Below are 13,100 nucleotides of genomic sequence, written 5' to 3'. Positions count from 1 at the left end.
CACCGCCTTTCTTCCAATCACCACGAGACACGACATGGCGACGCCCGAGGACAAGAGCAGCGAAGCGAAAACCAACGCCCGCGTCGATCCGAAGCTGCTGGAGATCCTGGTCTGCCCGCTGACCAAGGGTCCGCTGCGCTACGACGCCGAGCGTGCGGAACTGGTCAGCGAGCGCGCCGGTCTGGCCTATCCGATTCGCGACGGCATTCCGATCATGCTGATCGACGAGGCCCGCAGCCTGGACAAGGCGGGGGCATCCCGATGAGTGCAGGCTCCGATACGGGCGATGGATTCGGCACGGTGCACTGGCCGACCGAGATCCGCCTGAAGAAGGAGGAAAAGCGTCTGGAGGTCGATTTCGACGATGGCCGGACCTTCTCCTACCCGGCGGAGTTCCTGCGCGTCGTCAGCCCGTCCGCCGAGGTGCAGGGCCACAACCCCAGCCAGAAGCAGACGGTGGCCGGTCGCCGCCATGTCGGCATCATGCGGTTGGAGCCGGTCGGCAATTATGCCATCCGCATCGTCTTCGACGACCTGCATGACAGCGGCATCTTCACCTGGAAATACCTCTACGAGATCGGCACCGAACAGGACGCGTTGTGGGCCGAATATCTCGGAGAGTTGCAGGCCAAGGGCCTGAGCCGCGACCCGCGGCGGTGATGAACTCCCTCTCCCGACCCCGGCCGGGAGAGGGTGACTCACTCACTTCTTCCAGATCGGCTTCCCGCTGCCCGGCAGGCCGTAGAGGTCCCACTTCCGGCTGACCGCCTCGACGACCTCGTCGGTCATGTGCAGCTTCTCGCCCCATTCACGCTTGGTTTCCGGCGGCCATTTGTTGGTGGCGTCGAGGCCGACCTTGCCGCCGAGCCCCGATTCCGGGCTGGCGAAGTCGAGATAGTCGATGGGCGTGCCTTCGATCACCGTGATGTCGCGGGCCGGATCCATGCGGGTGGAGATTGCCCACATCACGTCCTTCCAGTTCCGCGCGTCGATGTCGTCGTCCACGACGATCACCCACTTCGTGTACATGAACTGGCGCAGGAAGGACCAGACGCCCATCATCACCCGCTTGGCATGGCCGGGATAGGCCTTCTTCATGCTGACCACCGCGATGCGGTAGGAACAGCCTTCCGGCGGCAGCCAGAAATCGACGATCTCCGGAAACTGCTGGATCAGCAGCGGAATGAACACCTCGTTCAGCGCCTCGCCCAGCACCGACGGCTCGTCGGGCGGACGGCCGGTGAAGGTGGAGAGGTAGATCGGCTTGCGCCGCATCGTCATGGCAGTGACGGTGAAGACCGGGAAGGGTTCGACCGAGTTGTAATAGCCGGTGTGGTCGCCGTACGGCCCCTCGTCGGCATACTCGTCCAGGCTGACATGGCCTTCCAGGACGATCTCCGCCTGGGCCGGCACCTTCAGCGGCACCGTCTTGCACTCCACCAGCTCCACCTTCTTGCCGCGCAGCAGGCCGGCGAACTGGTATTCCGACAGGGTGTCGGGGACCGGCGTCACCGCGGCCAGGATGGTGCCGGGATCGGCCCCCAGCACGACGGCACAGGGCAGCGGCTCGCGCTTGCCGCTGGCAGCCCAGCGGTGATGGTGCTGGGCGCCGCCGCGGTGCTTCAGCCAGCGCATGATGGTCTTGTTCTTCCCCAGCACCTGCATGCGGTAGATGCCGAGGTTGAAGTCGTCCTCGCGCTTCCCCGTCGGCCCCTTGGTCACCACCAGCGGCCAGGTGATCAGCGGCGCCGGCTCGCCCGGCCAGCAGCTCTGCACCGGCAGGCGGCCGAGGTCGATGTCGTCGCCGGTCAGCACCACCTCCTGGCAGGGAGCAGAGCCGACCGTCTTCGGCTTCATCGACAGCACGGTCTTAGCCAGCGGGATCAGCTCCAGCGCCTCGCGGAAGCCGCCCGGCGGCTCCGGCTGCTTGAGGAATGCCAGCGTCTCGCCGACGGCGCGCAACTGGTGCGGCTCGCGGTCCATCCCCCAGGCGACCCGCTCGACCGTGCCGAACAGGTTGACCAGCACCGGCATCTCCGAGCGCGTGCCGTCGGCCTTGATGACGTTCTCGAACAGCACCGCCGGGCCGTTCTCGGCCAGCAGACGGGTCTGGATCTCCGTCATCTCCAGCACGCTGGACACCGGCTCCTTCACCACCACCAGCCGCCCCGCCTTCTCCAGCCGGTCGATGAAGTCACGCAACGAGGTGTAAGGCATCGCAGGGTGTCCGATGTGGTGGTGCGTCCGAAACGGACGATAACCTTCAACTCGGCGGCTGGTCCGTCAAGTGCGGTGGAGGCAGATATGCGGAGAATTGTCTCCCAGGTCATCGGCTCCCAAGCCGATCAACAATTTGCCGCCGGTGATTGACGCCACCGAAGAACACGCCGACGATCAACACCTCAGTGAGCACATCATCGATACTGAAATAGAAAGTGAACTTGTTGCTCGTCACCGTCCGGATGCCCGGTCGGATTTCCGGATGTTCCGTGCCACGATGGGGATAGGTTGCAAAGGTCCGAAGGTAATTGGCCGCCTCTGAAACGCGACTCGACGCCCTTCTGGCCGCTCTTTCAGTGTCGTCCCCCAAATCCAGGTAAGCCTCAAATAGATATCCTTCGGTGAAGTCGAAGTCCCGAGTGACTATTGGCGCATATTGCACCTTATAACGCTGCACGGTCTTTCCTCTTACGATCGAGCATCGCGTGGATATCTGCGATTCCCTCTTCAACATCGATGAAAGGACCGGCAAGGCGCTGGTCGATCAGCAACCGGAGAGCTTCAAGCTCCAAGTCGCGGGTTTCCGTCTCATGACGCAGGACCTCAAGGCCCCGCTGAATGACAGCGCTGAGGCTTGGATAATGCCCAGCTTCGACGAGGCTGCGCGCGTAGGCTTCCTGCTCGTCGGTCAAAGAAATCGAAGTCTTCACGGTCATAGGTCACCTCCCGCCCCAGATGGTACTACTAGGTAGCACCACTATCAAGACTGGGGTGCAATCCCCCTAAAGCGAAACCCCTCTCCCGCCCCCGGCGGACCGAAGGTCCGGGCAGGGGCGAGAAAGGGGTTTCGTTACATCTCAAGAACCAGGGTGCGAGACCCGGCCAGGGATCAATATCCGGGATCAGTACATGTGCTGGCCGCCGTTGACCGACAGGGTCGAGCCGGTCATGAAGCCGTTGTCATCGTCGACGAGGTACAGCACGGCCTTGGCGATCTCCGACGCGCGGCCGAGACGGCCGACCGGGATGCGGGCGACGATCTTCTCCAGCACGTTGGCCGGCACCGCGCGCACCATGTCGGTGTCGATGTAGCCGGGGGCGATGGCGTTGACGGTGATGCCCTTGGCGGCGCTCTCTTGCGCCAGCGCCTTGGTGAAGCCGTGGATGCCGGACTTCGCCGCGGCGTAGTTGACCTGACCGTACTGGCCGGCCTGGCCGTTGACCGAGCCGATGTTGACGATGCGGCCGAAACCACGCTCGCGCATGCCGTCGATGACGTTGCGGCACATGTTGAAGCAGGAGGAGAGATTGGTGTGGATCACCTTCTCCCACTGATCGTAGGTCATGCGGTGCATCACGCCGTCACGGGTGATGCCGGCGTTGTTGATGAGCACGTCGACCGGGCCCAGGTCGGACTCGATCGCGGCGATTCCCTTCTTGCAGGCGTCGAAGTCCGCGACGTCGAACTTGTAGGTCGGGATGCCGGTGCGGGCGGTGAACTCCTCGGCCGCCTGATCGTTGCCGGCATAGTTGGCGGCGACCTTGTAACCGGCATTCTTCAGGGCGACGGCAACCGCCTCGCCGATGCCGCGGGTGCCACCAGTGACGACTGCAACACGAGCCATAGTTCTTCTCCCCAGATTTAGTGATAGTTGGTTGGTTTCTTTGACTTTTTATTGTTGGGTATGGGACTCCCTCCGCAGGTCCGGCGGATGTCCCAGGCCTTTAGGCGAAGCGGGCCGCTTCCCGTTTCAAAAGCGGCCCGTCCGGTCCTCAGTCGCGCTGGACGCAGAGGGCGATGCCCATGCCGCCACCGATGCACAGGGTGGCGAGGCCCTTCTTCGCGTCACGCTTCTGCATTTCGAACAGCAGCGTGGTCAGCACGCGGGCGCCCGACGCGCCGACCGGATGGCCGAGCGCGATGGCCCCGCCATTGACGTTGACCTTGCCGGTATCCCAGCCGAGGTCCTTGTTGACGGCCAGCGCCTGGGCGGCGAAGGCCTCGTTCGCCTCGATCAGGTCGAGGTCGTCGACGGTCCAGCCGGCCTTTTCCAGCGCCTTGCGCGAGGCCGGGATCGGGCCGGTGCCCATGATCGCCGGATCGACGCCGGCGGTCGCCCAGGAAACGATGCGGGCCAGCGGGGTGACGCCGCGCTTGGCCGCGTTCTCCGCCGTCATCAGCACCAGGGCGGCAGCGCCGTCATTGATGCCCGACGCGTTGCCGGCGGTCACCGTGCCGTCCTTCGAGAAGGCCGGGCGCAGCTTGGCCAGCGATTCCTCCGTGGTGCCGTGCTTCGGGTACTCGTCGTCGGAGACGACGACGTCGCCCTTGCGGCCCTTGATGGTGACCGGGACGATCTCGTCCTTGAAGCGGCCGGCCTTCTGGGCGGCCTCGGCCTTCTGCTGGCTGGCGGCGGCGAAGGCGTCCTGCTCCTGGCGAGTCAGCTGCCACTTCTGGGCGACGTTCTCCGCCGTGGTGCCCATGTGATAGCCATGGAAGGCATCGGTCAGGCCGTCGCGCAGCATGGTGTCGAGCAGTTCGGCGGACCCCATCTTGGTGCCGTTGCGCAGATGCATGACGTGCGGGGCCATGCTCATGCTTTCCTGGCCGCCGACGACCAGGATGTCGGCGTCGCCGTTCTTGATCGCCTGATAGCCGAGAGCCACGGTGCGCAGACCGGACCCGCAGAGCTGGTTGACGCCGATGGCGGTCGCCTCAACCGGGATGCCGGCGTTGACGGCGGCCTGACGGGCCGGATTCTGCCCCTGGCCGGCGGTCAGGATCTGGCCAAAGATCACCTCGTTCACTTCCGCCGCGTCGGTCTTGGCGCGGGCCAGCGCTTCGCGGATCGCGACCTCACCCAGAACATGGGCGGGAACGGCGCTGAGAGCGCCGTTGAAGCTGCCGATGGGAGTACGGGCGGCACCGGCGATGACAACTTCGGTCATTGGACGCTCCTCGAAATAGGACAGTTTTATTATAGCGCTGGTGGGACGCTCGGAGTGATTCTTACCTTAAGTCGGGTACTATGACGGGTGCAAGCTGGCTGAAGGTCGCGGCGCTAACCTGTCGCAGCAAGCCATTCGGCCAGAGGATTCCACACTCCGGTTTCGGCACCGGCGCTCACCACCATACCGATATGGCCAAGCGGCGGCCGCAGGATTCTGGCCCCGGGAATCGCAGCGGGCAACGCCAGGGCAGAGGCCGGCGGGACGATCCGGTCACGTTCCGGGATGAGGGCAAGCGTCGGCACGCGGATGGCGCCGGGATCGACCGGCAGCCCGGCGACCATCCAGGCCCCCGCCATCGTGTCGTTGCGCCCGTACCAACCGGCCAGCGCGTCGCGCGCCGCCCCGGCCACCAGCGGCACCCCGTCGTTCAGCCAATCCTCCAGCGCGACGAAGGCGGTGGCGGCACGGGAGCCGGGCGCCATGCGGGCGAAGCCGGAGAATTTCTTCAGCGCCAGCAGCGGGTCGAGCTGGGCGAACAGCGCCTGCAGGGCGTCGGTCGGCAGCTCGCCCCAGCGGTCCAGCACCGGCCCCCAAGGCTGGATGAAGGTCGCCACCCGTCGGGCGGTCGCCGCATCCTCCGCATGGAAGTCCCAGGGCGTCGCCATCAGCCCCAACCCGGCGAGCGAGCGCGGCCGGCGCTGCGCCAGAGCCGCGGCCAGCAGCCCGCCCATGCAGTAGCCGACCACCGGGACCGGCGCGCCGGCCGTCTCCACGGCGAAGTCCAGCGCGCGTTCCAGCCGTCCGGCGATGTAGTCGGTCAGGGTGAAGCGCCGCTCCAGCGGCCCCGGCCTGCCCCAATCCAGCAGGAGCGGCCGGAAACCATGCGCAGCCAGCCAGCGCATCAGGCTCTTGTCGCGCGACAGGTCGAGGATATAGGCGCGGTTGACCAGCGACGGCACGAACAGGACCGGCCGGCCGCCCCCTCCCCGGCCGTAATCCAGCAGGCGCGATCCGCCTTCCGTCCAGACCACCGGCGGATCGGGCAGGTCGCGGCGGTAGGGGTGGCTGCGGTAGCGCTCGACCCCGGTCAGGACGGCGTCGATGCGGCGGCGGGTCTCCCGGTCAACCTCCCTGGCCAGACGGTCGCCGGGACCTGGCGCCCTTTCCTGCGCCCGGCTTTCCTGCATTCGGGCGCCCTGCAGCCGGTCCGCCCGCGCCATGTCCTCCCGAAGCGCCGCCGCCCGGCTCCGCAGGGCCGGGTTCCAGGGAAGCAAGCCGCTCCTCAAGTACGGCAATGCGGCCGAGGAGCTGAGCAAGCTGGCCAGAGCCGCCGTCAGATGGAGCGCCAGCGGGCGCGGTCCCTGCCGTTTCGCCGGTCCCGCTGCCGGATTGGGCGGAACCTCGCCCGTCTGCCTGTCGTCCGCCAGACGCTCGCTCATCGGAAGGCTGTCCGTGTTGGGGGGAGCCGCTGTTCGGGAATGGCCAGGGGTGCGGATCCCAGCCGGTGCCGGGCATGGACCCGCCACCGAACGCGCCGAACCCCGCCTGACCGAAGCCGAACGGTCCCGCCCCCTGCCCCATCATCTGGAACATGCGGGTCATCATGTCGGCCATTTCCGGATCGGCGGCGCAGGCCGTCCATTGGTCCTGCCACAGGTCCAGGTAGCGGCGCGCCAGCGTTTCGTAGGAAGGCGGGTCGGCGGCGGACGGATCGGAGGGGCGGTCTGGATTCGACGGGTCGGCCATGGCCGGAGTATAGGGGCCGCCGGGCCGGCTTGACCAGTCCGGCATGGCCCCTTACCTGACCTTTCGGGTATCGGCGGGAGGCAGCCGCTTGCGCACCGATCCTCCATCCGCACCGCCGGGCCGAGCGCAACCGCGGCGCTATGCCGCGGCGCAACGCTGGACAAATTGCTATCCCTTCGAGTAGTCCTAATGACGGAACAATTTCCGCCGCCAGTCACGCGTGTTCCGGAACTCCATGACCTGGAACGTGACCTGGAACGCGTCCCTTCTTGAAAGACTCAGCGATGGCCGACAAGGAAGACCAGAAGTCCGCTCCGATCACGATCAAGAAGTACGCCAACCGGCGGCTCTACAATACCGCCACCAGCAGCTACGTCACGCTCGACCATCTCTGCCAGATGGTGAAGGATGGGCTGGACTTCGTGGTCTATGACGCGAAGACCGGGGAGGACATCACCCGGTCCGTTCTGACCCAGATCATCGTGGAAGAGGAAAGCAAGGGGCAGAACCTGCTGCCCATCAGCTTCCTGCGCCAGCTGATCGGCTTCTACGGCGACAACATGCAGTCCGTGGTGCCGCGCTATCTGGAATATTCGATGCAGGCCTTCTCGCGCAATCAGGAGCAGATGCGCGACTATTTCCAGAACACGCTGGGCGGCATTTTCCCGTTCGGCCGGCTGGACGAGGTCAGCAAGCAGAACATGGCGATGTTCGAACGCGCCATGCGCATGTTCACCCCCTTCGGCACCCCCGGCGCCGGGGACGAGGTGCCCGGCGCGCAGCGCCCGGCCGGCCAGCCCGGCCAGGGGGGCAACGCCGCGCCTGCGGCCAATCCGGGCGGCGCCACCTTCGACGAATTGCAGAAGCAGATCGACGAATTGCAGAAGCAGATCGCCAGCATCGCCATTCCCGGCAGCAAGTCGGACACGAAGTAACGGACCGCCGGACCCGTCCGGCGGAACAGGGTCCCGGTGGACGGGACGCGAGGAAGGCGGGGTCATACCCCGCCTTTTTCATTGCGCATGCGGGACCGGGCGCGCAGGCTTGCCCCCGTGCATAGGGGGCACCTTCTCGTCCACGGCGCCGGTCCGGCCGATGTTTCGGCCGGCTGATTTTTTGGATCGACCGGCCCGTCCAACCGTCAGGAGGGAACCGACCATGACCACCGAACTGACCGTTTCGATCACCATGGCCAGCGACGATCCGCGTGACGTCACGCGGTTCGAAAACCTGCTGCGCGACTGGCTCAGCCATCAACCCGGCGTTTCCGGCATGGCCATCGCCGACCGCGGCAACGATGCGGCAGCCGAAAGCATCTGGCGCGCCGCCCGCAAGGCGACCTTCGGCCCGGCACTGAAGAACCCGTTCGCGCCCTGACGGGTTGTCGGGACAGCCGGCGGGCAATCAGCCCCTGAACAGGTGCGGGACCATTGCCGCGTCCGGCCCGACACCGGCCCCCAGCCGCGGGTCGGTGGATTCCCGCACCGCCATGCCCAGGCACTTGTCGCCGACGATCCAGGCGTGCAGGACGGCGCGGGTGTCCTCCTCCCTGAAGCAGGACGGGGTTTCCAGCCAGACCGCACCATGGGCCGCGACATCCTCGCCGATGTCCGGCCCGTCGTCGGCGATCACCTCCCCATGCTGCAGCATCCGGGTCGGCGCACCGTCCAGCCCGTGCAGGGCGCGTACAGTCACCATGTCGGCCCCGGCCACGCCGCTGGGATCCAGCGCCGCACGGCACAGGTTCGGGTGGCGCGGATACAGGTAGGACAGCACCGCCAGCAGGCCGTGGTTCGACCACAGCCAGCACCACAGCGGCGACAGCACGCTCATGCCGCTGCTGCGCAGGCGCTGGAGGAAGCCGTCGTCGGCCAGCCCGTCCCACGGATAGAGCTTCGCCAGCCAGGAGATCGGCTGCCCCTCGTCGTCGAGGAAGCGGCGGCCGTCCCAGGCGATGGATTGGAGCGGCAGCAGGCGGGTGTCGATGCCGGCCTCCGCCGCGGTGGCGGCGAGATAGACCAGTTCGCCCTCGCGCACCGGGTCGGGGGTGGCGCAGGTCGCATGCATGCGGCCGCGGCCGGGCACGCCCGTCGCCAGCTCCTCCCAGCGCTCCACCAGCGCCTCGTGCAGGCCGTTGAACTGGTTGGCATCCGGCGCCATCGCCTCGCGCCAGTTCCGCTGGATCATCGAGGCGGCGAACAGCCCTTCGGTGGTGTCGTAGTTGCACCCGAGCAGCTTGACACTGTCGCGCCCGTCATAGGCCAGCGTCAACCGGCCGGCCAGCCCACCCGCCCGTTCGTTGCGCCGTCCGCCGGCCCAGTAATCGACCCAGGACGCCTCCAGCATGCGCGCCAGATCGCCGCGGATGCCGAGCGAGGCGAACAGCTTGTGCTCCATCACATGGCGCACGGCGACGGCGATCATGCTGTGCAGCTCGTCCGCCACGCTTTCGATCAGGTCGATCTGCGAGGCCGTGAACTCATAGACGGTGTCTTCCCGCCAGCCGGCCCCGGCCGACATGGCGCGCACACCATAGGGGTATTTGCGGAGACCCGGGCGCCAGTCGGCCCGCGGCTTCATCGTCGTCCTGCGCATGCCAGTTCCGATCCCCGGCCGTCAGTGCCGGCAGGCCGGGTGGCGGGCTGCCGAGGCCCGGCACAGGAAAAGCCACAGGGAAAAGGTGACGGGCGGCATGCTGGTCAACTGTCCACTGGTCAACGGTCAACTCCGGGGGAGGCCAATCCGACGCAGACGCGGATGCTCGCGACGCAATCGCTGCGACGCAAGCGCAGCCTTGCGTATGTAGCCTGCCGCGCCGCAGCGCGCCAGCACGCATCGGCAATAGCCCTCCCCCGACTGCGCGCACCGGGGCCGCATGGCACAAGGGTCAGGCCCGGCCCCTGTCCCGGGCCGCCTGCCGCGCAACTCCGACCGTTGTGGCGAAAGGCAGCAGCGGTCCGCACCGGCGGGGACCAGTCGCCGGCACGGGACCGCTGCCTGTCAGCCGGCGCGCGTCAGATCAACGGCGCCGACGGATGCCGTGCCAGTGAGCGCATCGCCCACAGGGCCAGACGGCCGCGGCGCGGCTTCATCGCAGCAACCGCCCGATGCAGCGGCGGCAACGGCGAAACCGCCGACAGGCCGGGGACCAGCACCGGGCCGTCGTCGCGCGAGCCGCCCATGCGTTGAAGCCGGCGGGCCGACAGCACGATGCGCAACACCTCTTCCTCGGATAGGATCCGGCGGGCCGGGCCGGACGCGAGGCTTGCGGCCTCGCTCAAGGCCGCCCGTTCGGCCAACAGCCCGGTCAGGCCCTTAGCAGCCGCCGTCAATGCAGCTTCATCGTAAAGGGCGAGGACAAGCGTCCTCAACCCGTGTTCCATCCGTGTGGACATGGCGGGCGCTCCGGAAAAATCGGAATGGCGGGCGATGTGGGTGCGTGTTTGTGTCGAAGCGTGCAGAAGAGAGTTTGCAGTTCGACAGGCGCGATTATCCGTGCGCGGCACCCGTTCGGCCATGCGCCCCAAGGTGGTAACACCCTGTCCGCGCCTTCCTGATGCGGAAAGGCCACAGTGGCTGTACCGATAAAGATCCCGGCGCGTTCAGCGGGGATCGGAGTGAATTCGAAAGGTCGGGGATTGGCCGGGAATTTTCCGCCCCGGCGGGCGTCCGAGAATGGTGGAGCCAAGGAGGATCGAACTCCTGACCTCTACAATGCCATTGTAGCGCTCTCCCAGCTGAGCTATGGCCCCACTATATTTCTCTTACTCTTCACCAACACTGAAAGTGTTGGTGCGCTTGGAGGGACTCGAACCCCCACGGCCTTTCAGCCACTAGGACCTGAACCTAGCGCGTCTACCAATTCCGCCACAAGCGCGTCCGCGTTTCTTGGGGTCACGCGGGGCGCTCTATGTACCCAGAGCAGCGGCTGCGCTCAAGTGAAAAAATGCAATCGCGCAAAAGTTTTTTCGGGAGGCCCGGCAGAGGGGCACGGGCCCCCTACTTCGCCGGCCTACTCCGCCGGCTTGATCGCATAGAAGCGGTAGACCCGCACGCCGGCCTCGATGGCGGCGACGCGGCGGGCCCACAGCTCGACCTCCTCCATCACCGCCAGCTTGGTCGGGGTGTCGAGCTGGAATTTCTCCAGATGCTCGACCAGCCCCTGGATGGCGGACAGGATCAGGCCGCGGTGGGTGTCGGTGATGTCCTCGGCGATGCGCAGGTCGAGGTTGCGCTGGGCGAACGCATTGGCCATGCGGTCCTTGGGCCAGAGGTTCGGGGTCAGCGGCTCCTTGTCGCACCAGCTCTGCACCGCCTTTGCCCCCATTACATCCGCCTCGGCGATGTAATCGGTGATCAGCAGATGGCCGCGCGGCTTCAGCGCCAACTCCATCCCGTCGAACATCTGCTCCTTGTCGCGGACGAAGAACAGGCCTTCCTTGTAGACGATGGCGTCGACGCGCTTGGGATAGCCGAAATGCTCGGGATTGAAGGTCTCGACGGGCGCCTTCTTCTCCAGGCCAAGCTTGAAGGAGCGGACCATGCCCTCCTTGGCCAGCAGCTCCGACGCCTCCAGGCCGGTGACCCAGCAGCCGTATTTGCCGGCCATGGTGCGGCTGGTGCCGCCCAGCCCGGCCGCGAGGTCGAGTACGCTCATCGCCGGGTTCAGGCCCAGCGGCTTGACCAGATAGGGGATGTGGTCGGCGCCGCCGGGGGTGTTGAAGCCCTCGCCCCACATCTTCTCGGCCACCTCGATGCGGGTGGCTGTCCACAGCGGCTTGCCCCAGCGGTTCATGCCCGGACCGGGAGCGGCAGGCTGCGGCTGCTCCGGTTCGGGCGCCGGCTCGTCGCCCTTCTTCGCCTTCATGCCGGACAGGTCATAGCCTTCCCACCACGCATACAGGCGCGTCTTCAGGCTCGGTCCGTGTCCGGACGCTCCGTCCTTGTCCGTCATTTCCGCATGTCCGTCATCGCCGTGGCACCCCATCCGCCGAACGACTCCCGGCACCGCCGGCCACCCCCGGCCGTCAGCGCCCGGCACAGCATCCTTGCGGTTGTCCGGTACGCACCGGGCACACCATCCGCAAGAATCTGTCCAGCCTCAGGTTAGACGGACGATAATTGCATGCAAGTGGAAAAATTTCTCCGCGGAAACACGCCAACCCGTCAGCGTGCGGCCTTCGTCTGCACCGCCGCGGAGTCGGCCAGCGACGCCATGCGGGTGCCCGCCGCGTTCAGCACGGGAGCGCAGGCTGCCGGCATCTTGCGGACCACCCGCGGCTCGGGCTTGTAACCCGGCGGGTGCTCGATGGCGGGAGCGGCGCTGTCCAGCCAGGACATCAGCTCGTCCCCGCAGCCGTCGCCTTCCGGCTGGGCATCCTGCTGCTCGCACTGCGGACTGCCGGCGGGGCAGCTCAGCCGGATGTGCATGTGGCCGTCATGGCCGTGCCAGGGGCGCAGCTTGTTCAGGAAGCTGCGGTCGGCCCAACTGCGCTGGCACATCGCCAGCTTGATCGCCGGGTTGACGAAGATGCGGGTGACACGGACATCGCTGGCGGCGATCTGGATCATCTTCGCCTGCCGGTCCGACCAGTCCTCGGTGACCCGCATGCGGTCGTAATCGACATATTTGACCTCGTCCAGCCGCTCGCGGCCGGCGCGGCCCATCGGCGGCAGGTCCAGACGCAGCCAGACGTCGGCATCCAGGCCGATCTGGTGGCTGGCATGGCCCGACGGCATCGGCCCGCCGCGCGCCTGCCCCATGTCGCCGATCAGCGCGGTGCCCAGCCCGGAGAGCGCCACCCGCTGCCCGAAGTCGCGCAGCATGTCGACCAGCACCGGATGTCCGTAGTTGCGCTGGCGCGACAGGCGGATCACCTGATAACCGACGCCTTCCGGCGGCAGGGCACGGGCACCCGCGATGCAGCCGGCGGCATAGCCGCCGATGGACTTGGCGGCCCCCAGCGAGGGGCCGGTCACCGCCCCCCAGGCGACGCTGGTGGCATAGGCCGGGATCGGTGCCGGCTTCTTCTTGCGGGGCTTGGCGTCGGCCTCGCCCGCCGCCAGCAGGGCGACGGCCAGCCCGACGCACGCGACCAGTTTGAAGGCACGCCCGCCAAAAGCGCGAAAACCCATCTCTGCCCCCCGCTTCACCGTCGCCAGCACCGCCACTGTTACGGCTA

14 protein-coding genes and 2 tRNA genes are annotated in these 13,100 nt (G+C 66.9%); 4 read left to right on the top strand and 12 right to left on the bottom strand.

Annotated elements, in window-relative coordinates:
- Nucleotides 1-34 precede the first annotated feature (34 nt).
- The gene (locus CRT60_RS24865; RefSeq protein ID WP_098739230.1) at nucleotides 35-265 is read left to right on the top strand and encodes a Trm112 family protein; all 231 of its coding nucleotides are present in this window, start codon (nucleotides 35-37) and stop codon (nucleotides 263-265) included.
- Nucleotides 262-660: a gamma-butyrobetaine hydroxylase family protein gene (locus tag CRT60_RS24860; protein WP_098739229.1), complete on the top strand. Its 399-nt coding sequence runs from the start codon at nucleotides 262-264 to the stop codon at nucleotides 658-660. Before CRT60_RS24865 ends, CRT60_RS24860 begins: the two co-directional genes overlap by 4 nt.
- Nucleotides 661-702: 42 nt before the next feature.
- On the opposite strand, the gene CRT60_RS24855 is transcribed toward CRT60_RS24860, so the two are convergent.
- The 6 genes from CRT60_RS24855 to CRT60_RS24835 form a co-directional block, all read right to left on the bottom strand.
- Nucleotides 703-2,217, bottom strand: coding sequence for a UbiD family decarboxylase (locus CRT60_RS24855; protein ID WP_098739228.1), 1,515 nt, complete (start codon nucleotides 2,215-2,217; stop codon nucleotides 703-705).
- Between the two features lie 109 nt (nucleotides 2,218-2,326).
- Nucleotides 2,327-2,677 (bottom strand): type II toxin-antitoxin system RelE/ParE family toxin, encoded by a 351-nt coding sequence (locus CRT60_RS35850; RefSeq protein WP_143273381.1) that lies wholly within the window; start codon nucleotides 2,675-2,677, stop codon nucleotides 2,327-2,329.
- Nucleotides 2,664-2,936 carry a ribbon-helix-helix domain-containing protein gene (locus CRT60_RS24850; protein WP_098739227.1) on the bottom strand — a complete coding sequence of 91 codons (273 nt, stop codon included), beginning with the start codon at nucleotides 2,934-2,936 and terminating at the stop codon, nucleotides 2,664-2,666. Before CRT60_RS24850 ends, CRT60_RS35850 begins: the two co-directional genes overlap by 14 nt.
- 186 nt (nucleotides 2,937-3,122) lie before the next feature.
- A complete protein-coding gene (gene phbB / locus CRT60_RS24845; protein ID WP_063635164.1) occupies nucleotides 3,123-3,845 on the bottom strand; it encodes an acetoacetyl-CoA reductase in 723 nt (240 codons plus the stop codon).
- A gap of 148 nt (nucleotides 3,846-3,993) precedes the next feature.
- Nucleotides 3,994-5,169 carry an acetyl-CoA C-acetyltransferase gene (locus CRT60_RS24840; protein WP_098739226.1) on the bottom strand — a complete coding sequence of 392 codons (1,176 nt, stop codon included), beginning with the start codon at nucleotides 5,167-5,169 and terminating at the stop codon, nucleotides 3,994-3,996.
- 113 nt (nucleotides 5,170-5,282) lie between these two features.
- The gene (locus tag CRT60_RS24835) at nucleotides 5,283-6,611 is read right to left on the bottom strand and encodes an alpha/beta fold hydrolase (RefSeq protein WP_098739225.1); all 1,329 of its coding nucleotides are present in this window, start codon (nucleotides 6,609-6,611) and stop codon (nucleotides 5,283-5,285) included.
- Nucleotides 6,612-7,202: 591 nt separating this feature from the next.
- Here CRT60_RS24835 and phaR point away from each other — a divergent pair.
- Nucleotides 7,203-7,853 carry a polyhydroxyalkanoate synthesis repressor PhaR gene (gene phaR / locus CRT60_RS24830; protein ID WP_098739224.1) on the top strand — a complete coding sequence of 217 codons (651 nt, stop codon included), beginning with the start codon at nucleotides 7,203-7,205 and terminating at the stop codon, nucleotides 7,851-7,853.
- A 223-nt stretch (nucleotides 7,854-8,076) separates the two neighbouring features.
- A complete protein-coding gene (locus tag CRT60_RS24825; RefSeq protein ID WP_098739223.1) occupies nucleotides 8,077-8,295 on the top strand; it encodes a hypothetical protein in 219 nt (72 codons plus the stop codon).
- Between the two features lie 27 nt (nucleotides 8,296-8,322).
- On the opposite strand, the gene CRT60_RS24820 is transcribed toward CRT60_RS24825, so the two are convergent.
- The 6 genes from CRT60_RS24820 to mepA form a co-directional block, all read right to left on the bottom strand.
- Nucleotides 8,323-9,513, bottom strand: a complete 1,191-nt coding sequence (locus tag CRT60_RS24820) for a glutathionylspermidine synthase family protein (RefSeq protein WP_098739222.1) — start codon at nucleotides 9,511-9,513, stop codon at nucleotides 8,323-8,325.
- A 419-nt stretch (nucleotides 9,514-9,932) separates the two neighbouring features.
- Nucleotides 9,933-10,436 carry a hypothetical protein gene (locus tag CRT60_RS24815; RefSeq protein ID WP_244592739.1) on the bottom strand — a complete coding sequence of 168 codons (504 nt, stop codon included), beginning with the start codon at nucleotides 10,434-10,436 and terminating at the stop codon, nucleotides 9,933-9,935.
- A gap of 158 nt (nucleotides 10,437-10,594) precedes the next feature.
- Nucleotides 10,595-10,670, bottom strand: a tRNA-Ala gene (locus CRT60_RS24810).
- A 38-nt stretch (nucleotides 10,671-10,708) separates the two neighbouring features.
- A tRNA-Leu gene (locus CRT60_RS24805) sits at nucleotides 10,709-10,795 on the bottom strand.
- 135 nt (nucleotides 10,796-10,930) lie between these two features.
- The gene (locus CRT60_RS24800) at nucleotides 10,931-11,872 is read right to left on the bottom strand and encodes a methyltransferase domain-containing protein (RefSeq protein WP_109048983.1); all 942 of its coding nucleotides are present in this window, start codon (nucleotides 11,870-11,872) and stop codon (nucleotides 10,931-10,933) included.
- A 212-nt stretch (nucleotides 11,873-12,084) separates the two neighbouring features.
- Nucleotides 12,085-13,053, bottom strand: a complete 969-nt coding sequence (gene mepA / locus CRT60_RS24795) for a penicillin-insensitive murein endopeptidase (RefSeq protein ID WP_098739219.1) — start codon at nucleotides 13,051-13,053, stop codon at nucleotides 12,085-12,087.
- Nucleotides 13,054-13,100: the final 47 nt, after the last annotated feature.

Source organism: Azospirillum palustre, assembly GCF_002573965.1.
Classification (GTDB): domain Bacteria; phylum Pseudomonadota; class Alphaproteobacteria; order Azospirillales; family Azospirillaceae; genus Azospirillum; species Azospirillum palustre.
The sequence above is the reverse complement of the archived record's forward strand: the minus strand, read 5'-3'. Positions and strand labels throughout refer to the sequence as shown.